Source organism: Agrobacterium sp. 22-3639C2, from assembly GCF_053522105.1.
On sequence record NZ_JBNWDB010000003.1, the window covers coordinates 186,599 to 206,014 of the forward strand.

Consider the following 19,416-nt stretch of genomic DNA (forward strand, 5'->3'; position numbering starts at 1 on the left):
CGTTCCTTTAAGGGTTCGGCGATCAGAGCAGCTTGTCGATGACAGCCGACATGGTTTCAACCGACATGTCTCCCGCGTATTTCTTGCCGTTGATGATGAAAGTCGGCGTGGAGTTGACGCCGAATTCCGTCGCACCGCGTTGCATCGTTGCGTTCACATCATCCAGAAGCTTCTGGTTCGTCAAGCAGGCCTCGAAAGACTCCTGTGAGAAACCGGCCATTTTCGACAATTGCAGCAGGGCCGCACGGGCATCCTGGGCTGTTGCCCAGCTCTGCTGCTGCTTGAACAGCATGGAAACGAACGGGAAATACTGTCCTTCCGGTGCGCAGCGCGCCAGCATGAAGGCAGCGGCGGCACGCGGATCGAACGGGAATTCGCGGATGACGAAATAGGCCTTGCCGGTATCGATGTATTTCTTCTTGATCTCGTCAAAGGTCTTGTTGTGGAAATTGGCGCAATGCGGGCAGGTCATCGACATATATTCGACGATCTTGACGGGAGCGTTCGCATCGCCGAGCGCCGCTTCCGGCAGCGGACCGGGCTTCAACACCGCAGCCATATCCACGTCACCGGTGGATTCAGGCAATTCCTGCGCCTGGGCAACGCCCGACGTGAAGGCAAACGGCAGGGCCGTGGCAAGGGCAGCAAGTGCAACGCCGCCGAGAAGGCTGCGACGGGAAATGGTCAGTTCGGAAAAATGCATGAAAGCACCTGTTGGTAATAGACTCTATTGTCTGTTGATTCCGATATAGCGACGGCCTGTTCATCACAAGCGGGGTTTTGAACTCTTCTTGTCAAAGAATTGTGACCAGTCAAGGACCGTGCGCGACATCAAATCGTCCCGCCCCGCGGCTTCTTCTTCTGCATCACCGCCGTGCCGAGCCTTTCCACTGCCTTGCGCAGCGCTTCGCTCTCTATGCCGTCCATCATGTCGTCGAGACGTTTTGCCGCATCACCGCGCAGCGGCGGCGGCTTTCGCCGGCGGGGAACGGGCTGCGATACCGGCTTCTGCACGATCCTGATCTGGCGTACCGCCGGAAAGCCAAAAAAGCCGTTGATGCGGGCGATGAGCTCGCCCTGTGCGTGGGTGAGGAACAGAGCGCGCGCGCCTTCGCAGGCAATCGTCAGCACGCCCGGCTGGTAACCGCCGCGATCCGGCCCCTCGTCGCGACGCGGCCAGGTGATCTTTTCCGGCCGCGTGCAATCGGCAAAGTCATCGCCGGCTATCTCGTCCCACGAGCCGAGCAGCGCCGTGTTGATGCCCGCCCGTTTCGACAGGAGGGGATCCATGATGCCATTGGCTATTTCGGCAATCTGGATGACGCCTTTGCGTGGATATCGCATTTTTCACTCGGGTTTCAGGACCGGACAGTCCGGAGCTTCTTGATAGGTCGGTATGAATGGCCCAACTATAGGCCGAATCGAAGAGAAACGGCAAACCATGCTTCAAAAAACCGCCCCGTCATCGCACGCGCAGATGCTGCTCGCATGGTACGACCGCCACCATCGCGAGTTGCCTTGGCGCACCTCGCCGGCCATGGCGGCACAAGGAAAACGTGCCGATCCCTATCATGTCTGGCTTTCCGAAGTGATGTTGCAGCAGACGACGGTGCAGGCGGTTAAACCCTATTTCCTGAAGTTCCTCGCAACGTGGCCTCATGTCAGCGATCTGGCGGCGGCACCGGTTGAGGATGTGATGGCTGCATGGGCGGGACTTGGTTATTACGCCCGCGCCCGCAACCTGAAAAAATGTGCGGAAGCTGTGGCGAAAGAGCATGGCGGCGTCTTTCCCGATACCGAAGAGGGCCTGAAGAAGCTGCCCGGCATCGGCGACTATACATCTGCTGCCGTGGCGGCCATTGCGTTCAACCGGCAGGCGGCGGTGATGGACGGTAATGTGGAGCGCGTCATCTCCCGCCTTTTCGCCATAGATGCACCCCTGCCCGGCTCGAAACCCGCCATGAAGGCGAAGGTGGCGGAGCTTACGCCTCCCGACCGGCCGGGCGATTTTGCGCAGGCGATGATGGATCTCGGTGCGACGATCTGCACGCCGAAGCGCCCTGCCTGCGCGCTCTGTCCGTTCAATGGCGGCTGTCTGGCGCTTGCCCATGACGAGCCGGAGCGGTTTCCGGTCAAGGCCGCGAAAAAGGCAAAACCGGTGCGGCTGGGAGCCGCCTTCGTGGCGGTGAATGCAAGCGGCGAAATTCTGCTGCGGCGGCGCATAGAAAGCGGCCTTCTCGGTGGCATGACGGAGGTGCCGACAACGGCATGGACCGCACGCGTGGATGGCGGCACCGACACGAGCCACGCGCCTTTTGCCGCGTCTTGGCAAGCGGCGGGCGTCATCGTGCATGTCTTCACCCATTTCGAGCTGCGGCTCACCGTCTATCGGGCACAGGTACCGGATGGGCTTGAAACTGGCGCGGATGACGGATGGTGGGAGCCGGTTACAAATCTTGACGCGCAAGCCTTGCCGACGGTGATGAAAAAAGTCATCGCACAGGCTATTCCATCCGCATTCGATGAAAGCAGGAAGTTTCGATGACCAAGATTGAGCATATCGTATTCGACATCGGCAAGGTACTGATCCACTACGATCCGCATATTCCCTATAGCCGCCTCATTCCCGATGCCGACGAGCGCAAATGGTTCTTCGAGAATGTCTGCACCCATGACTGGAACCTCGAACAGGATCGCGGACGCGGCTGGGAAGACGCCGAGGCGCTGCTGATGGAGCAGTTTCCCGAGCGGGAAGAGCATATCCGCGCCTTCCGCAAGTTCTGGCATGAGATGGTCTCGCATTCCTATGACGACAGCGTCGCGATCATGACCAGCCTGATCGATAACGGTCACGACGTGACGATGCTGACCAACTTCGCCTCCGATACCTTCCGCGAAGCGCAGAAGATGTTCCCCTTCCTCACCCTGCCGCGCGGCGTGACGGTTTCTGGCGATGTGAAGCTGCTGAAACCGGATGTGGCGATCTACGAGCTGCACGCGAAGGAATTTGGCCTCGACCCTGCCGCAAGCATCTTCATTGACGATACGCTTGTTAATGTCGAAGGCGCCAAGGCCGCCGGCTGGCAGGCGGTGCATTTTACCGGGGCGGAAAAGCTGAAGCAGGATCTGCAATCCTACGGCGTGGATGTCTGACAGACCATCAGATCCAAAAAGAAAATTGGCGCAGGCGGAAATGGCGGTCTCCTGCCTGCGCCAGTCCTGCCGCAAGCGGCATGGGACAGCAATGTTTTCGTGAACTTTCCGAACCGGATTTTCACAACCATTGCTTTGCGTAGGACACTATGACCGTTCTCTTGCGCGAAACTTGTCTGGCTAAATTTAGATATTCAAAAATACCAACGCCCGACACCGAAGTGCCGGGCGTTGGTCGTTCTCCATCCGGGACTGAAGGTACTAAACCGGACGGAGACGTATGCTGACAATGGCGGGCGGTGGATCGTTGCCTTCAGCCTTTTGGGCTTTAGACTGTCAGGCCTTTGCCAGTTCACTGCGGATGATTGTTCTCAGATCATCGATAGGCTTCAGCTGGTCGCCATCCTCGAAGTGCCAGAACGTCCATCCGTTGCATGCGTCGAGACCCTGCACCTTTGCACCAAGACGGTGAATGGAGCCGGCAGTCCCGCCGGATGCAATCGTACCATCGGCACGAATAATGGCGCTATAACGGCGCTTTGCATCGGTCAGCACCTGGCCGGGACGGACGAGGCCGCTTTCCACCAGGGTGTTGAAGGCGACACGCGGTTCGGCCCTCTTGCCGGTCATGACGGTCAGCTCCGCCTTGCCGAGCGGCTCGACGGCGGCGATGCGGGCAGAGGCCGCGTCGATGTAATCCTGTTCGCGTTCGATACCAACGAAGTGGCGGCCGAGACGTTTTGCAACGGCACCCGTGGTGCCGGAGCCGAAGAACGGGTCGAGCACGATGTCGCCAGGCTTGGTGGAGGCCATGATGATGCGTGCCAGCAATGCTTCCGGCTTCTGGGTCGGATGCACCTTCTTGCCGTCGTCACCTTTCAGCCGCTCATGGCCGCTGCAAATCGGGAACAGCCAGTCGGAGCGCATTTGCACGTCATCGTTGGAGGCCTTCAGCGCTTCGTAATTGAAGGTATAGCCCTTGGCTTTCGGATCGCGGCTCGCCCAGATCATGGTCTCATGGGCGTTCTGGAAACGGCGGCCCTTGAAGTTGGGCATGGGATTGGTCTTGCGCCAGACGATATCGTTCAGGATCCAGAAATCGAGGTTCTGGAGCATGGAGCCGACGCGGAAGATGTTGTGGTAGGAGCCGATGACCCAGATGGTACCATTCGGCTTCAGCACGCGGCGGCAGGCCAGCAGCCAGGCGCGGGTGAAGGCATCATAGGCCTCGAAGGAGGAGAACTGGTCCCACTCGTCATCGACCGCATCAACCAGCGACTGATCTGGCCGGTGAAGCGTACCGCCAAGCTGGAGGTTGTAGGGCGGATCGGCGAAAATCGCATCCACCGACTGGCTCGGGAGGGCATCCAAGGCAGCGACACAATCACCTTTGATTATGCTGTCTTTCCAGGCGTCACTCTCGCCCGCACGATCAAAACCGGCACGCCGAAAATCGGCCAGCGGAAAAACTGCTGCCATTGGTACTCGCTCCATACGCTTACTCTCTACTGATGCTTATGGTTACCGAAGATGGTTATCAAAGCCTGAACAAGTCACGGAAAATGCGAAATAAATGGCTGTTGCGGCCGACACGCGCAATTTGCTGGCGCGGGCGGGGAACCCGAAGTGGCGCAAAAACGTTGTGCACAACGGGTTGTCCTGTTCCGCATGTCGGTGCTGGCAATACCGGCAACTCAGGGGGTAATCCGCAATGACGTCCGTAACGCGAGTGGCTTCTTTTTCAGTGCATGCCTTTTCCGCGGCTCTTCTCCTGGCGGCGCTACCGTCAAGCTTGGGGGCGCAGGAGCCGGCACCGCTATACAACGTCGTCACCGACGCTGTGCTGTTCGATGGCGGCCCCTCGCTCGGCAACAGCGACAGGGTGCGTTGGGATTTTTACAAGGCTGACCGGGCCGGAGTGCGCAGCGACGTCAATGCCGGCGGTTCCTACGACGCCACCTTCGAAGCGAAGCTGCCGGCGGGCAAATATGTCGGCGTGGCAGCGCTGGGCAACATCCGTCGCGAAATACCCTTCGAGGTGAAGGAGGGAAGCCTAACGAGGCCAAAGGCGAATTTCGACGCGGCGGAACTGACGGTAGTGCCAAAACGCAGCCCCGGCGGCGATGTGGAAAGCCAGGCGAAAACCGAAATCACCAAAGAAGATTTCAAGGACAGCGTTTACGGGCAGAACACGACCTTCGTGCCGGCGGGCGAACTCCTCCTCACCGGCAGCATCGGCCCTGCGCGTGCGCAGGAAACGCTTGCCATCAAGGCGGGCGAGACGATCAGCCACGACCTTGTCATCCCGAGCGGCGTGGTCGTTGCCAAGGCGGCCTATACGGACGGTGGCAAGGCTGTGGAAACGGACGATATCCGTTTCGAAGCGCTTTCAGCCAAGGAGACGCTTGATGGCACGCGCCAGACCATCAACGGTGTTTACGGCACCGGCAAAACCATGGAAATGCCTGCCGGCGATTTCGTGATGCGCGCGCGTCTGGGCAAGGTCACGGTGGAACAGCCCTTCACCGTAACTGCAGGAAAACGCACTGAGATCAACCTCAACCTCGATGCTGGTGTTCTGGCAATCACGGCACCGGGTGCGGAGCGGATCGACATCGTCGAAACGACCAAGGACCTTCAGGGTACGCAAAAGGAAATTTCCGGCCGTTATGGCAACCGGCATCAGGAGACCCTGCATCCCGGCGATTATTCGGTGAAGGTGAGCTACGACAAGAAATCCGGGCGCGAGCCGAAGGAGATCAAGGCGACGGTCAAGGCCGCCGAGAGAACCGAGACGAATGTGCCGGAGTAGCAGTAAGCCGCTGCCCGGCCGGGTGCGGCGGCGGCTCGCCAATCTTCACGCCGGTAAATCCTGATGCCGCGATGCGATCGCACAGCCTAATCCACTGGCAGCCGCGACAGGCCTGCCGGATGTCTCCGGCAGCAAAGGCCAGACGCATTTTCTCCAGCAGCTCCGGCGTTGCCCGCAGCCGCTTTCCGGCGGTGATTGTCTCGTTCAAAAGCGTTGAAACCGAAAGCCTGGCCGCCTCGTCCCTCTGCACCACGCCCTCGTTGAAACAGTGGGCATGGGTTTCACACAACAGGCCAACGCAGATATCGTCCGGCCCATCGACCAGCTCGATATCCTCTTCGCCAGCGTTCAGCCGAGCGGCGACACGGTCGTAGTTTTCGACAAAGCCGGAGGTATATCCCTTCCCCACATAGGTCAGCATGCAGAGAAGGTGATGGGGGCGAAGGCGGACCGTCACGGGACGCGTTTCCGATCAAGAAAACAGATCGGCGGACAAAGGAAAAATCCGCTCCGTGATTTCGCCGTATCAGCAGCCATACATGCTCCCTTCACGCACCGCGGATCGTCATCGCGGCCGGATATCGATAACCGACTTTTCGGGCGGAGTCCAAACGAGCACAGCCAATCGTTCCCGGCCTATCCGACGATGGCGAAGGCGTCGTGCACCGAGCCTGAAGGGGTGCGGATTGCCTTGCGGCCGATCCATTGCACATGCCCGTCGAGAATTCGCACCGCCTCCTCGGCACGGCCGCCGCGCAATGCGTCGAGGATCGCGCGGTGATCGGTATCGGTGCGGCGCTCCCATCCTGCCCGCCAGGCGGAAAACAGGAACCGGGCGCTCGCGGCATGTAGGCCGTCGATCGCCTCCATCAGGCGCGGCATGTTGCAAGGCGCCGTGATGAGGCGGTGGAAGCGGCGATTGGCCTCTTCCCAATGCTGCACGTCGACCGCGCTATCGCCTTCGAGCGTGGCGGCCTCCGCCTGGTCGAGAATGGCTGAAGTCATGTTTGGAATGGCGTGGCGCAGCGCCAGAACCTCAAGCGCGGCGCGCATTTCCGCGACTTCGCGCACATCGGCGAGGCCGAAATCCGCGACCCGCACGCCGCGGCGCGGAATGCTGGCGGCCAAGCCCTGCGCCTCCAGCCTGCGGAACGCTTCGCGCACCGGCACATGCGATGCGCCGAATTCGGCGGCGATGTGATCCTGCCTCAGACGTTCACCCGGCGACAGCTCGCCGCGCACGATGCGGTCAGCCAGTGTGCGGCTGATGCGTGCGGCAATGGTATCTTCGGGTCTGGTTTTCGCTGTCTTGGGCATAACATCCCATAACGCATCCGGCGCTAATCTGTGTAGCGGTTTTTGCACGCAGGAAACGCGCAAAGCCAAATCCCAGCTATGAGCCGGGCGCGACCGACCCTTGCGGGCCAGCCGGTTGAGCTTGACGCGGACTTGGTCTAAAAGCCCGGGCATCACTTTTTTCCAAGGCAAATCCGATACAGGGAGCGCCCATGAGCGGCTTCGACCTCATTATTTTCGACTGTGACGGCGTTCTGGTCGATTCCGAAATCATCGCCGCACAGGTGGAGTCCCGCCTTCTGACCGAGGCCGGGTATCCGATCTCCGTCGAGGAAATGGGCGAGCGTTTCGCCGGCATGACCTGGAAGAACATCCTCCTGCAGGTGGAAAGCGAAGCCAGCATCCCGTTTTCCGCATCGCTGCTCGACAAGTCGGAAAAGCTGCTCGACGCGCGGCTGGAACGCGACGTGAAGATCATCGAGGGCGTCAAGTTCGCTCTGTCGCGCCTGACGACACCGCGTTGCATCTGCTCGAATTCCTCCAGCCACCGCCTCGACATGATGCTGACGAAGGTGGGCCTGAAGCCCTATTTCGCACCGCATATCTACTCCGCCAAGGATCTCGGAGCCGACCGCGTCAAGCCGAAGCCGGATATCTTCCTGCATGGCGCAGCCCAGTTCGGCGTTTCACCGGATCGCGCCGTGGTAATCGAGGATTCCGTGCACGGCGTGCATGGTGCAAAGGCAGCCGGCATGCGCGTCATCGGCTTCACCGGCGCATCCCACACCTATTCGAGCCATGCCGACCGGTTGACGGATGCGGGCGCGGAAACGGTGATTTCACGGATGCAGGACCTGCCCGCCGTTATTGCAGCGATGGCGGAGTGGGAAGGCGCTTTTTAATCTCTGACTTTGTCACAAACGCCACTTCGTCATGCTCGGGCCTGTCCCGAGCATCTGCAACGACTTGATTCCACGATACGTGTTCGGATCCTCGCGACGGGCCCGAGGATGACGTTGCGTATGAGCCATGGTTTGTTTGCGATCTGCCCGAAAGCCCGCAACAGCAGCCTCCGGTTTTTACATTTCGCCCGTCAAATCACCGGCGCTTGGTCTTGGCCTTTGCGCCCTGCTCGGCAAAACCGATATAGACACTGACCGACCTCGGTGCGCCGCCCGGTCCGTTGGGAATGGCGACATGATCGTTGTTGAAGATGAACTGCGTGCCGGCACCGCCTGCAGCAACGTCGATGGCGAAATTGGTCGTTTCGCCGTAAATCTCGCCGTCGCCGTCCTTAACGGTGACGCGGATCGGTACGGTCACGCGGCCGGGCTTCGACATCGGGCCGGGAACGAGACGGCCCTGGGCCAGCACGTTTACCGTCAGCGTGGTTTCGTTCGCGGTACAGGAGCGCGTCGTGTCTGACAGCGAAACCTGATAGGCGAGTTTCTGCGGATCGTCCTTTGCGCCACCGGCATAGACGCGGTGGACGGCATTGGCATCGAGAACCGTGACCGTCGGGCAGTTGGCCTGCACCACCGGAGCAACGGCATTTGCCTGCGCCGCCGGAGGGTTGACGGCAAGCGAATCTGACGGATTGGAGGAATTGCATCCTGCAACAACGGCCAGAAGCGACATCGCGGCGGACAAACGCAAGAAATTCCCTGACACTCTTCTAATTCCCTCTCCATTGTCCCGGAACCGAACCGGAGACGCTGTTTATTGACCTTTCACGCAGGTTGGCGATGGTCTATAGCAGCGACGCCGGAAAAAATCGATTGGCATGTTTGGTTTTGCTTGAATTTTCAAAAAAGCCCTTCATTACCTCGCCAATCGCCTCATTCCGGCGGGATGCTGCTGATAAAGAGCCGGTAACGGCAACGGACAGACCGGTAAACGACAAGGGACTATCTCGTGAAATATGTATCGACCAGGGGTGCGGCCCCTTCGCTTGGTTTCTGCGACGCGCTTCTGGCGGGCCTTGGCCGTGATGGCGGGCTTTACGTGCCGCGCGAATGGCCCTCCATGTCGAAAAAGGAAATCCGCAACCTGCGCGGCAAGTCCTATCAGGACATCGCGTTTGAGGTTCTCTACCGTTTCACCGGCGGTGAAATTCCGGCCGACAAGTTCCGGGCGATGATCGACGACGCCTATGCGACGTTCCGCCATCCGGCCGTAGCACCCCTAACGCAGACCGGGCCGAACACCTTCGTGCTGGAGCTTTTCCACGGCACCACGCTTGCCTTCAAGGACGTGGCGATGCAGCTTCTCGCCCGCCTGATGGATTATACGCTGGCTGAGCGCGGCGAGCGCGCCACCATCGTCGGCGCCACCTCCGGCGACACCGGCGGCGCAGCCATCGACGCCTTTGCCGGGCGCGAGCGCACCGACATCTTCATCCTTTTCCCCAACGGCAAGGTCTCTCCGGTGCAGCAGCGCCAGATGACGACCTCCACCGCCTCCAACGTGCATGCGCTGGCGATCAACGGCAATTTCGACGATTGCCAGAACCTCGTCAAAGAAATGTTCAACGACGCGAAATTCCGCGACGGCGTCAAGCTTTCGGGCGTCAACTCCATCAACTGGGCGCGCATCATGGCGCAGGTGGTCTATTATTTCACGGCGTCCCTGTCGCTCGGTGGTCCCGACCGGAAGATTTCCTTCACCGTTCCAACGGGCAATTTCGGTGATATCTTCGCCGGTTACGTCGCCAAGAAGATGGGCCTGCCGATCGACAAGCTTGTCATCGCCACCAACGACAACGACATTCTGGCGCGCACGCTGAAGACCGGCCGTTACGAGATGCGCGGCGTCACCCCCACCACCTCGCCCTCGATGGACATCCAGATCTCGTCCAATTTCGAGCGGCTGCTGTTTGAAGCCTATGGCCGCGATTCCGCTGCGGTAAAGGCATCGATGGATGGCCTCAAGCAATCCGGCGCGTTTGAAATCCCGCCGCATGCGCTGAAATTCATCAAGAAGGATTTCCGCGCCGGCCGTGCCACCGAAAAGCAGGTGGCGGCGACGATCCGCAATACGCTTGAGAAAACCGGTTACCTGATCGATCCGCATACGGCGACCGGCGTTTTTGTGGCGGAAAAACACGAAAAGGCATCAAGCCCGATGGTGGTCCTGTCCACTGCCCATCCGGCTAAATTCCCGGCCGCCGTAAAATCCGCTTGCGCAATCGACCCGGCGCTTCCAGTATGGCTAGCTGACATTATGAACCGGGAGGAGCGTTTCGACATTCTGGACGCAGAGCTGAAGACGGTGGAAACCTTCATCGGCAGCCACGCACGCGCCGGCAAATAGAGACGCGGAAAGACTTGATATGAGAGTTAATGTGACCCGGCTTTCGTCCGGGTTGACCGTTGTCACGGAAAGAATGCCGCATCTCGAAAGCGTTGCTCTTGGGGTGTGGATCAAATCCGGGTCCCGCAACGAGACGACTGCCGAGCACGGCATCGCCCATCTTCTCGAGCATATGGCCTTCAAGGGTACGGCGCGCCGCACCGCCCGGCAGATCGCCGAAGAGATCGAAAATGTCGGCGGCGAAGTCAACGCCGCGACATCGACGGAAACAACTTCATACTACGCCCGCGTCCTGAAAGACCACGTTCCGCTCGCCGTCGATATTCTTGCAGACATCCTGACGGAGTCGCTGTTCGACGAAGACGAGCTGGAGCGGGAGAAAAACGTCATCCTCCAGGAAATCGGTGCCGCCACCGATACGCCTGACGATGTGATTTTCGACAATTTTTCCGGCGTCGCCTATCGCGACCAGACCATCGGCCGCCCGATCCTCGGCACTCCGGAAACCGTGCAATCCTTCACCAGCGCCCAGATCAGGCATTATCTCGCCCGCAACTATACGACGGATCGCATCTTCGTCGTTGCAGCAGGTGCTGTCGACCACCAGAGCTTCGTGAAGCAGGTGGAAGAACGCTTTGCCTCGCTGCCGCAGCTGCCGGTCACCACGCCGGTTCTCGAAAAGGCGATCTATACCGGCGGGGAAATCCGCGAGACCCGTGACCTCATGGACGCGCAGGTGCTTCTCGGCTTCGAGGGCAAGGCCTATCACGCCCGCGATTTCTACTGTTCGCAAATTCTCGCCAATATTCTCGGTGGCGGCATGTCATCGCGCCTGTTCCAGGAAGTGCGAGAGTCCCGCGGCCTTTGTTATTCCGTTTATGCCTTCCATTGGGGTTTTTCCGACACCGGCATTTTTGGCGTGCATGCGGCGACCGGCGGCAACGACCTGCCGGAACTGATGCCCGTCATCGTCGACGAGTTGCGCAAGTCTTCCCAGACCATTCATCAGGAAGAAATCGACCGCGCCCGCGCACAAATCCGCGCGCAACTGCTGATGGGTCAGGAAAGCCCGGCAGCCCGTGCCGGCCAGATGGCACGGCAGATGATGCTTTACGGCCGACCCATCCCCAATGAGGAGATGATGGAGCGCCTGAACGACATCACGCGGGAACGCCTGACCGATCTTGCAGGACGGCTGTTTTTCGATACAGTTCCGACATTGTCTGCAATTGGCCCGCTCGAACAGCTGCCGCCTCTTTCAGACATTACTGCCGCGCTTTCCGCGCAGCAGCCCGCAAGGATAAAGGCGAACGGCTGAGGGTTGCGGTTTCTTTCCGTACAGGGATGGTGAATGCTGCGTTTTCTTTCCCGACATAACGACACCCCGGAACTGCGCAGCGCCAACCATCTTCTCAGACTGCCGCGCTATGGCGATTTCAAGCAGTGGCACGTTCTGCGCTCGGAAAGCCGTCAGTTTCTACAGCCATGGGAACCCACCTGGCGCCCGGACGAACTGACGGAAGGCTCCTTCCGCACGCGTGTGGTGCGCAACGGCCAGGAGTTTTCCTCCGGCACCGCCGTGTCGTTTCTGCTATTCGAGAAGGAGACGTTGCTCGTTGGCGGCATCACCATCGGTTATATCAGGCGGGGTGCTGCACAAAGCTGCATGATAGGATATTGGGTGGGCGAACGCTACGCCGCGCAAGGCCATATGTCTGCCGCATTAAAATTGGTAATACCCTATATCTTCAACGGACTTCAGTTGCACCGTATCGAGGCAGCCTGTATTCCGGAAAACTTCAAAAGCATCCGGCTTCTCGAAAATGCCGGGTTCCAGCGGGAAGGCCTCTTGCGGGAATATCTGAAAATCAACGGCCAATGGCGGGATCATACGATGTTTTCCCTTCTTGCCGACAAGCAAAGCTCCAGTGGAACGAAGTACGATACATGACTTACACTCACTCTGCGCCGTGCCTGTCGAAACGTCTGGCGGCAATTGCACTGGCTGCGCCGTTCTTCCTGTTTTTCCTGCTTTTTTCGTCTCTTTCCTACGCCTTCGAGCCGGTGAAGATTTCCCGTGACGATACGGCGCTCGATCTCACCGCGACAACCGATATCTATGCCAATCAGGGTGAAGCCTTTCAGGTCTCGACCGCGCCCGGTCCGGATGGCATCCGCCGCCGTATCGAGGTGCGCGCCAGCTCCACCGACCATCAGGGCGACTGGGCCGTCTTCGCGCTCGCCAACGTCTCGGAAGAGCAGCTGGAGCGCGTTATCGTCGCACCGCATTTCCGTCTGGTGAATTCCAAGCTGTTCTGGCCCGATCTCGGCTCGCAGCGCATCATCGCGATCACGCCGAGCGAAGGCTTTGCGCTTGACCGGCAGCCAAGCCCGGATGCCGACGTGTTCCGCATCACGCTCAATCCCGGCTCCGTCATCACCTTCGTCGCCGAGCTGTCGACCCCGCAATTGCCGCAGATCTATCTGTGGGAACCGGAAGCCTACAAGGATACGATCAACGCCTTCACGCTCTATCGCGGCATCGTTCTCGGCATTGCCGGCCTGCTGGCCGTGCTCCTGACCATCCTGTTCGTCGTCAAGGGAACCTCGGTTCTGCCGGCGTCGGCCGCGCTCGCCTGGGCGGTGCTCGCCTATATCTGCGTCGATTTCGGCTTCCTTGAAAAACTCATCACCGTCACATCCAGCGATCAGCGAATATGGAGGGCGGGCGCCGAAGTGGCTCTCGCCTCCAGCTTCGTGGTCTTCCTGTTCACCTATCTCAATCTAAACCGCTGGCACGCACATCTGGGTTATGCGACCTTTGCCTGGGTGGTGGGTCTGGCGCTGCTGTTCGGCGTCGCGATTTACGATCCTTCGGTCGCCTCCGGTATCGCGCGCGTCTCCTTCGCGCTGACGGCGACGGCCGGCATCGCACTCATCATCTATCTTGGCTTCAACCGTTACGACCGGGCGATTTTGCTCGTTCCGTCCTGGGCGCTCATCCTCGTCTGGCTGTTCGGCAGCTGGCTGACGGTGACCGGACAATTGGACAACGACATCGTGCAGCCGGCGCTTGGCGGCGGGCTGGTGCTGATCGTGCTTCTGATCGGCTTCACAGTCATCCAGCATGCCTTTGCCGGCAGCGCCTATCAGCAGGGCCTGTTTTCCGATCTCGAACGGCAATCTCTCGCACTGACGGGCAGCGGCGATACCGTTTGGGACTGGGACGTGACGCGCGACCGCATCGTCACCACACCTGACATTTCCAATCGTCTGGGGCTGGAGCCCGGCACGATGCATGGTGCTGCGCGCAACTGGTTGCCGCGCCTGCATCCTGACGATCGCGACCGGTTCAAGGCAACGCTCGACGTGCTGCTCGACCATCGCAAGGGCCGCCTCAATCACGAATTCCGCATTCGCGCTGAAGACGGACATTTCCATTGGCTGCAAATCCGCGCCCGCCCGGTTCTTGGCTCTAACGGCGAAATCATCCGCTGCGTCGGCACCATCACCGACATCACCGAGCAGAAGAACTCGGTGGAGCGGCTGTTGCAGGATGCGATGAATGACAATCTGACCGGGCTACCAAACCGGCAGGTCTTCCTCGACCGCCTGCAATCGATCCTCAACCTCTCTCCTGAAAGCGACGGCGTGCGCCCCACGGTGATGGCGATCGATATCGACCGTTACAAGCTGGTCAACGATACGCTCGGCATTGCTGCAGGCGACAATATCCTCATCGCGCTGACACGGCGTCTGCGCCGCCTGTTGAAACCGCAGGATACGCTGGCGCGTCTCGGCGGCGATGAATTCGGCCTGATCCTGACCTCGGAGCGCGATCCGCAACGGGTGGCCGATTTCGCCGATGCGGTGAACAAGGCAATCATGGTGCCGATCAATTTCGCCAATCGCGAAATCATCCTCACCGCCTCCATCGGCCTCGTTTCATGGATCGACCAGCAGGAAAGTGCCGCAGGTCTCTTGAGCGATGCGGAACTGGCGATGTACCGCGCCAAGCGCGCTGGCGGAAACCGCGTCGAGCCGTTCCGTCCCGCTTTCCGCACGTCCGGCACCGACCGCCTGCAAATGGAAAGCGATCTTCGCCGCGCCATCGAGCGCAAGGAGCTGTCGCTCGCCTATCAGCCCATCGTCAAGCTTGACGATGGCGCGCTGGCCGGTTTCGAAGCGCTGATGCGGTGGGAACACCCCAAACGCGGCAACATTCCGCCGAGCGAATTCATACCCATCGCGGAAGCCTCCGGTCTGATCGAACCGCTCGGCATGTTCGCGCTGGAAAGGGCAGCGACCGACCTGATGGACTGGCAGCATTCCATCGAGAAGATGCCGATCTTCATCTCCGTCAATATTTCCAGCGCGCAATTGCTGAATAACGAATTGTATAACGACGTGCGCGGCATGCTGACGCGAACGCGCTGTAATCCGCAGCAGCTGAAGCTGGAGCTGACGGAATCCGTGGTGATGGAGAACCCGGAACAGGCGCGGCTGGTGCTTTCCAAGCTGAAGGAAACGGGCATCAGCCTCGCCATGGACGATTTCGGCACCGGCTATTCGTCACTTGCCTATCTCACCCGCTTCCCCTTCGACACGATCAAGCTCGACAAGGCACTGGTGGCCAATACCAGCGACAAGCGCAACGTGCTGCTGCGCTCCGTTATCGCCATGGCGCGCGCTCTCGATATGCAGGTGGTGGCGGAAGGCATTGAAACGCCTGAGGATGCGGCGGAACTCTCACGCATGAACTGCCATTTCGGCCAGAGCTTCCTGTTTGGCACACCGGTTTCCGGCGATGCGGCGCTGAAGCTTCTGCGGGAGCGGTTCCAGCCGACCAAGCGGGCTTCGTAAGAGGTATTGGAATATGGGGTGGTAAAGGGCTACTCCATCCACCGCTGTCATTCCAGCATTGAGCCGGAATGACGGGAGAAGGAAATGACGCGTTTCCTAACTATGACTTCTCGTGTCTCGTATTCACTGCGCCATCGAGAACTGCTGCATCTGCTGTTGAGGCATCGCGTCGATCCTGCCGTGTAGCAGGTCGTGGATGAATTCCATCTTGCTCACAACAGGCGGGGCCAGCACGAAGGGATAAAGGTCCGCCTCCCCCATGCTGCGCTGGATCGAGTTGATGGCGACGCTGAGCGGAATCCAGGCCTTGACCAGTTGTGCGGCGCTACGGGCATTATAGGGATCGAAAGTGACCTCCGCCGCCATATCCTCATGTCCATCGGGGTCTATTGCCACGCCAAAGGCGCGCGCGGTTTCCAGCGTATCGACGATGTGAAGATAATGCGCGAAACACTCGGCAAAATCCTCCCAGGGATGCACGGAGGCGTAGGCGCTTATGAAGGTTTCCTGCCAGTTGGGGCGCGGCCCCTGCTCATAGTTGCGCTGTAGCGCCGCGGCATAGTCTTCGCGCTCATCGCCGAATACCGCGCGGCAGGCCTCCAGTCGGTTCTCATCACGAACCAGCTTGTTCCAGATGAAATGCCCGACCTCATGGCGGAAATGGCCAAGCATGGTGCGATAGGGCTCGTTCATGTTGGCGCGCACCTGCTCGCGCGTCGCATCATCCACCTCTGCCGCGCGAATGGCGATCAGGCCCTCGTCGTGGCCGGTCATGGCGGGAATGACGGAACCGTCAGGTGCGACCTCGTCGACCAGAAAGTCGAAGACTAGCCCGCCGACAGGATCGGCATCGCGGTTGGGATGCGGCAGGCCGAGACGCAATATCGAATAGAACAAATGCCGCTGCGCCTGGCTGATGCCGCGCCATTGTTCGATACCCTCGTCCGTCGCGATATTTGGCACGAGACGGTTATGGCTGCAGGCCGGGCAAAAGGCGTTCTGGCTTTCCGCCGGCACAGACCAGTTGCAGATGTCGTTCACCTCATTGGCGCAGAACCGCACCTGTCTTTCCGGCTGGGCCACGAGTTGCCAGTTCGGCTCACCCGCAGGCGCCAGAGCTTCCATGGAAAGGCGCTCCGGCACGAAGGCCAGACGATGGCCGCAAGAGACGCAGAAACGATTGTCGAAGTGGACCGGCTGGCCACAGGAAGCGCAGGAAAAAAGCTTCATTCATGAAACCCTTGCGGTGGATGAATTGGGTGAAGGCGAATATATGAAACCAAGGCGAAAGGCGTAACACACCCGCCCTTCAAGCCTCCAGACGACAAGAGCGCATGTGCGATAACACATGCGCTCCAAAGCACCGCATCAAAGACACGGGAGCCCGTCAGGTGGCATTACATACGATCAACGACACCCTTGACCGCATCCTTGGCCTTGCCGACGTTCTTCTGTACCTTGCCTTCGGTTTCCTGAGCGGCACCCTTAGCGCGCAGCTCGTTGTTGCCGGTTGCTTCGCCGACGTTTTTCTTGACCTTGCCAGCAACTTCCTTGGCTGTACCGGCGATCTTGTCTGATGTGCTACCCATGTTACTGCTCCCTAGTTGAGCCGTACTGTCTGTGCGGCTTTCGGGATTGTTAACGTCAGGGATTGGGATTGGTTCCAGCAGTCGACAAAAGGAGCATCACGAAAAAATCAGGCGTGGCCGGCTTCCGCAGAAAGCATGCGAGCATCCACACCCATAAGCGCAAGTGCCCGCTCGTATTTGTTGTCCAGTCCACGGTCGAAAATCAGCTCTTCCGCCGCCGGGCAATTCAGCCATCCATTATTGGCGATCTCGTTTTCCAGCTGACCCGGACCCCAGCCGGCATAACCGAGCATCATGGTAGCCTTTTGCGGGCCGCGACCGTTGGAAATGGCGCGCACGATATCCAGCGTCGCCGTCAAGGAAATGTCGTCACTGACCGGAATGCTCGATTCACTTAAATAATCATCGGAATGCAGCACGAAACCCCGGCCGGATTCGACCGGGCCGCCGCATTGGATCGGAAATTCCCGGGTGCGGTTGGGCAGCATGATGGCGTCGTTGCTGTCCACCAGCTTCAGATGCAGCAGAATATCCGTGAAGGTGATCTGCTGCGGCCGGTTGATGATGAAACCCATGGCTCCGGCATCCGAATGGGCGCAGATATAGACCACCGAACGGGCAAAATTGCCATTGTCCAGCCCCGGCATAGCTATAAGGAACTGGCTGTCAAAAAAGCCACGTTCGCGTTTGTCCATCAGGGTTGAAAAGCTCACCGGCGCCTCCAGCTTGCCGAATTCCATCATTGAACGGGAAAGCGGCGTTCGCACTTCGACAAAGCACAGGATGCGGCATCGCGCCCGATCAATCAACCGAAAATGATGAGCCGCACGAATTCGTAACTGGTCCATCGGGCGATGTTGGGTTAGACGGAAAGAATGAGCGTCAGGACATTCTTTCGATTTTCACATCTTCGCCTAGCCGTTGCCTTCGCCGCCCTTCTCGGTAGCGGGCAAGTAGTGCAGGCCGAAATTACCGACTGGGCGAGAAGTGAAGGCGGCCAGATGCGTGTGGCAAGCCTTGCCATGGATGCGGACGGCGTGGTGCGCGGCGTGTTGCAGATCGAGCCGAAAGACGGCTGGATAACCTATTGGCGCGAACCGGGCGAAGCTGGAATACCGCCCAAGATCACGCTTGATCCGGCAAGCGGTGTAAGCCTGACATCGATGGCCTATCCCGTTCCCAAACTCATCGAGAACGGCGATATCACCGATATCGGCTACGATCACGCTGTTAGCATTCCCTTTCAGTTGAAAGCCGTGGACGCCAAAGCGGGAGGCAATATCGACCTCACCGCCTTCATCGGCGTCTGCCAGAATATCTGCATTCCCTTTGAGGCGACGTTTTCGATCAGCCGCGGCAATGCGAGCGATGACGACCACGAAGAGCGGCGATTGCTGGAAGAGGCGCGTGAGACGCTGCCAGAGGCTGCGTCCGACGATTTTAAGGTTGTCGATTTCCATATCACGCCCGACAAGACCATGCTTGGCGTGCAATTGCAGCTGCCGGAAAACGCGCCGAAGGAGACCGAGATATTCATCGCCGGCCCCTCCGGTTTTGCCTATTATGAGCCGCAGAACCTGGTGCGAGACAAGCGCAAGCTCTCCTTCTACATGAACATTAAGGGCTTGCCAAAAACCTATCAGGTGCAGGGCAACAGCTGGCCCATTCTGGTCAAATCCGGCGATCGGACCATGGAGACCATGCTCAATTTTCCAAAGCCCTGACCGTTCAGGCGGCATATCCCGAACGGCTGTCTCAGCCATGTAATTTCCCGCGAAAACCGTATGACAGTTTTCTTTTCCTTGCTCTATAGTCGCGCGAACCAAACGGCCATAGGAGCATGGACATGACTATCAAGATCGGCGAAAAACTGCCTTCCGCAACCTTCAAGGAAAAGACCGCCGATGGCCCGGTGGAAACCACCACCGATGCGCTTTTTGGCGGCAAGACGGTGGTTCTTTTCGCCGTACCCGGCGCTTTCACTCCCACCTGCTCGCTGAACCACCTGCCGGGCTACCTCGAAAACCGCGACGCCATTCTCGCAAAGGGCGTGGATGACATTGCCGTCGTTTCCGTCAACGACTGGCACGTCATGGGCGCATGGGCACAATCGTCCGGCGGCCAGGGCAAAATTCACTTCCTCGCCGACTGGGACGCCGCCTTCACCAAGGCGCTCGGCCTCGATGCCGACCTCTCCGGCGGTGGCCTCGGCGTGCGCTCCAAGCGCTATTCGATGCTGGTGAAAGACGGCGTGGTTACATCGCTCAACGTGGAAGAAAATCCCGGCCAGGCGACGGTCTCGGCCGCTGCAGCGATGATCGAGCAGCTTTAAGCCACCTCTCTGTCGTCGCGAATGAAGTACAGTATCCATTAAAGGGCGGTCAAACCGCC

Annotated in this window: 19 protein-coding genes; 10 read left to right on the forward strand and 9 right to left on the reverse strand. The window is 59.4% G+C overall.

Annotation, left to right across the window (positions count from 1 at the left end):
- Positions 1-22 precede the first annotated feature (22 nt).
- Positions 23-703, reverse strand: a complete 681-nt coding sequence (locus tag ACQZ6D_RS13895) for a DsbA family protein (protein ID WP_174068052.1) — start codon at positions 701-703, stop codon at positions 23-25.
- A gap of 128 nt (positions 704-831) precedes the next feature.
- Entirely contained in the window at positions 832-1,344 is a 513-nt protein-coding gene (locus ACQZ6D_RS13900; RefSeq protein ID WP_003511832.1) for a DUF721 domain-containing protein, read from the reverse strand.
- Between the two features lie 97 nt (positions 1,345-1,441).
- Between ACQZ6D_RS13900 and mutY the strand changes: the two genes are divergently transcribed.
- Together mutY and ACQZ6D_RS13910 are read left to right on the forward strand one after the other, a co-directional pair.
- Entirely contained in the window at positions 1,442-2,545 is a 1,104-nt protein-coding gene (gene mutY / locus ACQZ6D_RS13905) for an A/G-specific adenine glycosylase (RefSeq protein ID WP_065702726.1), read from the forward strand.
- Positions 2,542-3,153, forward strand: coding sequence for an HAD family hydrolase (locus ACQZ6D_RS13910; protein ID WP_065702728.1), 612 nt, complete (start codon positions 2,542-2,544; stop codon positions 3,151-3,153). Before mutY ends, ACQZ6D_RS13910 begins: the two co-directional genes overlap by 4 nt.
- Positions 3,154-3,489: 336 nt before the next feature.
- On the opposite strand, the gene ACQZ6D_RS13915 is transcribed toward ACQZ6D_RS13910, so the two are convergent.
- Positions 3,490-4,632, reverse strand: a complete 1,143-nt coding sequence (locus tag ACQZ6D_RS13915; RefSeq protein ID WP_003511827.1) for a site-specific DNA-methyltransferase — start codon at positions 4,630-4,632, stop codon at positions 3,490-3,492.
- A 232-nt stretch (positions 4,633-4,864) separates the two neighbouring features.
- Between ACQZ6D_RS13915 and ACQZ6D_RS13920 the strand changes: the two genes are divergently transcribed.
- The gene (locus ACQZ6D_RS13920) at positions 4,865-5,965 is read left to right on the forward strand and encodes a hypothetical protein (RefSeq protein ID WP_065702730.1); all 1,101 of its coding nucleotides are present in this window, start codon (positions 4,865-4,867) and stop codon (positions 5,963-5,965) included.
- On the opposite strand, the gene ACQZ6D_RS13925 is transcribed toward ACQZ6D_RS13920, so the two are convergent.
- Together ACQZ6D_RS13925 and ACQZ6D_RS13930 are read right to left on the reverse strand one after the other, a co-directional pair.
- Complete coding sequence (locus ACQZ6D_RS13925; protein ID WP_038492706.1) at positions 5,925-6,386, reverse strand: DUF1284 domain-containing protein; 462 nt, start codon at positions 6,384-6,386, stop codon at positions 5,925-5,927. The two genes, ACQZ6D_RS13920 and ACQZ6D_RS13925, sit on opposite strands and share 41 nt — an antisense overlap.
- A gap of 215 nt (positions 6,387-6,601) precedes the next feature.
- Positions 6,602-7,282, reverse strand: coding sequence for a GntR family transcriptional regulator (locus ACQZ6D_RS13930; protein ID WP_013635630.1), 681 nt, complete (start codon positions 7,280-7,282; stop codon positions 6,602-6,604).
- Positions 7,283-7,473: 191 nt separating this feature from the next.
- Here ACQZ6D_RS13930 and ACQZ6D_RS13935 point away from each other — a divergent pair, with 191 nt between their 5' ends.
- Positions 7,474-8,163 (forward strand): HAD family hydrolase, encoded by a 690-nt coding sequence (locus tag ACQZ6D_RS13935; protein ID WP_013635629.1) that lies wholly within the window; start codon positions 7,474-7,476, stop codon positions 8,161-8,163.
- Positions 8,164-8,359: 196 nt separating this feature from the next.
- Here ACQZ6D_RS13935 and ACQZ6D_RS13940 read toward each other — a convergent pair whose 3' ends face one another.
- Complete coding sequence (locus tag ACQZ6D_RS13940; RefSeq protein ID WP_003511819.1) at positions 8,360-8,899, reverse strand: hypothetical protein; 540 nt, start codon at positions 8,897-8,899, stop codon at positions 8,360-8,362.
- 276 nt (positions 8,900-9,175) lie between these two features.
- On the opposite strand from ACQZ6D_RS13940, the gene thrC reads away from it, so the two are divergent.
- From thrC to ACQZ6D_RS13960, 4 genes are read left to right on the forward strand one after another with little or no spacing between them, the layout of a single operon-like run.
- Entirely contained in the window at positions 9,176-10,573 is a 1,398-nt protein-coding gene (thrC, locus tag ACQZ6D_RS13945) for a threonine synthase (RefSeq protein ID WP_019564176.1), read from the forward strand.
- 19 nt (positions 10,574-10,592) lie between these two features.
- Entirely contained in the window at positions 10,593-11,891 is a 1,299-nt protein-coding gene (locus ACQZ6D_RS13950) for a M16 family metallopeptidase (protein ID WP_003511816.1), read from the forward strand.
- 33 nt (positions 11,892-11,924) lie between these two features.
- Positions 11,925-12,524, forward strand: coding sequence for a GNAT family N-acetyltransferase (locus tag ACQZ6D_RS13955; protein ID WP_003511814.1), 600 nt, complete (start codon positions 11,925-11,927; stop codon positions 12,522-12,524).
- On the forward strand, positions 12,521-15,436 hold the full coding sequence (locus tag ACQZ6D_RS13960) for an EAL domain-containing protein (RefSeq protein WP_003511812.1): 2,916 nt from the start codon (positions 12,521-12,523) through the stop codon (positions 15,434-15,436). The genes ACQZ6D_RS13955 and ACQZ6D_RS13960 overlap by 4 nt, the downstream gene beginning before the upstream one ends.
- Positions 15,437-15,559: 123 nt before the next feature.
- Here the strand turns inward: ACQZ6D_RS13960 and ACQZ6D_RS13965 are convergent, their stop codons facing one another.
- The 3 genes from ACQZ6D_RS13965 to ACQZ6D_RS13975 form a co-directional block, all read right to left on the reverse strand.
- Positions 15,560-16,666 carry a zinc-binding metallopeptidase family protein gene (locus ACQZ6D_RS13965; RefSeq protein ID WP_112681543.1) on the reverse strand — a complete coding sequence of 369 codons (1,107 nt, stop codon included), beginning with the start codon at positions 16,664-16,666 and terminating at the stop codon, positions 15,560-15,562.
- A gap of 167 nt (positions 16,667-16,833) precedes the next feature.
- The gene (locus ACQZ6D_RS13970) at positions 16,834-17,025 is read right to left on the reverse strand and encodes a CsbD family protein (RefSeq protein WP_003511808.1); all 192 of its coding nucleotides are present in this window, start codon (positions 17,023-17,025) and stop codon (positions 16,834-16,836) included.
- A gap of 107 nt (positions 17,026-17,132) precedes the next feature.
- Entirely contained in the window at positions 17,133-17,738 is a 606-nt protein-coding gene (locus ACQZ6D_RS13975; protein ID WP_003511807.1) for a YqgE/AlgH family protein, read from the reverse strand.
- A gap of 162 nt (positions 17,739-17,900) precedes the next feature.
- On the opposite strand from ACQZ6D_RS13975, the gene ACQZ6D_RS13980 reads away from it, so the two are divergent.
- Positions 17,901-18,749, forward strand: a complete 849-nt coding sequence (locus tag ACQZ6D_RS13980) for a protein-disulfide reductase DsbD domain-containing protein (protein WP_448729785.1) — start codon at positions 17,901-17,903, stop codon at positions 18,747-18,749.
- Positions 18,750-18,871: 122 nt separating this feature from the next.
- Positions 18,872-19,357 carry a peroxiredoxin gene (locus ACQZ6D_RS13985; protein WP_003511803.1) on the forward strand — a complete coding sequence of 162 codons (486 nt, stop codon included), beginning with the start codon at positions 18,872-18,874 and terminating at the stop codon, positions 19,355-19,357.
- Positions 19,358-19,416 lie beyond the last annotated feature (59 nt).

Bases quoted from the DNA above. Each gene is read 5' to 3' on its own strand.
- ACQZ6D_RS13895 (WP_174068052.1), bottom strand. From the start codon at position 703: ATGCATTTTTCCGAACTGACCATTTCCCGTCGCAGCCTTCTCGGCGGC.
- ACQZ6D_RS13900 (WP_003511832.1), bottom strand. From the start codon at position 1,344: ATGCGATATCCACGCAAAGGCGTCATCCAGATTGCCGAAATAGCCAAT.
- mutY (WP_065702726.1), top strand. From the start codon at position 1,442: ATGCTTCAAAAAACCGCCCCGTCATCGCACGCGCAGATGCTGCTCGCA.
- ACQZ6D_RS13910 (WP_065702728.1), top strand. From the start codon at position 2,542: ATGACCAAGATTGAGCATATCGTATTCGACATCGGCAAGGTACTGATC.
- ACQZ6D_RS13915 (WP_003511827.1), bottom strand. From the start codon at position 4,632: ATGGCAGCAGTTTTTCCGCTGGCCGATTTTCGGCGTGCCGGTTTTGAT.
- ACQZ6D_RS13920 (WP_065702730.1), top strand. From the start codon at position 4,865: ATGACGTCCGTAACGCGAGTGGCTTCTTTTTCAGTGCATGCCTTTTCC.
- ACQZ6D_RS13925 (WP_038492706.1), bottom strand. From the start codon at position 6,386: ATGCTGACCTATGTGGGGAAGGGATATACCTCCGGCTTTGTCGAAAAC.
- ACQZ6D_RS13930 (WP_013635630.1), bottom strand. From the start codon at position 7,282: ATGCCCAAGACAGCGAAAACCAGACCCGAAGATACCATTGCCGCACGC.
- ACQZ6D_RS13935 (WP_013635629.1), top strand. From the start codon at position 7,474: ATGAGCGGCTTCGACCTCATTATTTTCGACTGTGACGGCGTTCTGGTC.
- ACQZ6D_RS13940 (WP_003511819.1), bottom strand. From the start codon at position 8,899: ATGTCGCTTCTGGCCGTTGTTGCAGGATGCAATTCCTCCAATCCGTCA.
- ACQZ6D_RS13950 (WP_003511816.1), top strand. From the start codon at position 10,593: ATGAGAGTTAATGTGACCCGGCTTTCGTCCGGGTTGACCGTTGTCACG.
- ACQZ6D_RS13955 (WP_003511814.1), top strand. From the start codon at position 11,925: ATGCTGCGTTTTCTTTCCCGACATAACGACACCCCGGAACTGCGCAGC.
- ACQZ6D_RS13960 (WP_003511812.1), top strand. From the start codon at position 12,521: ATGACTTACACTCACTCTGCGCCGTGCCTGTCGAAACGTCTGGCGGCA.
- ACQZ6D_RS13965 (WP_112681543.1), bottom strand. From the start codon at position 16,666: ATGAAGCTTTTTTCCTGCGCTTCCTGTGGCCAGCCGGTCCACTTCGAC.
- ACQZ6D_RS13970 (WP_003511808.1), bottom strand. From the start codon at position 17,025: ATGGGTAGCACATCAGACAAGATCGCCGGTACAGCCAAGGAAGTTGCT.
- ACQZ6D_RS13980 (WP_448729785.1), top strand. From the start codon at position 17,901: ATGAGCGTCAGGACATTCTTTCGATTTTCACATCTTCGCCTAGCCGTT.
- ACQZ6D_RS13985 (WP_003511803.1), top strand. From the start codon at position 18,872: ATGACTATCAAGATCGGCGAAAAACTGCCTTCCGCAACCTTCAAGGAA.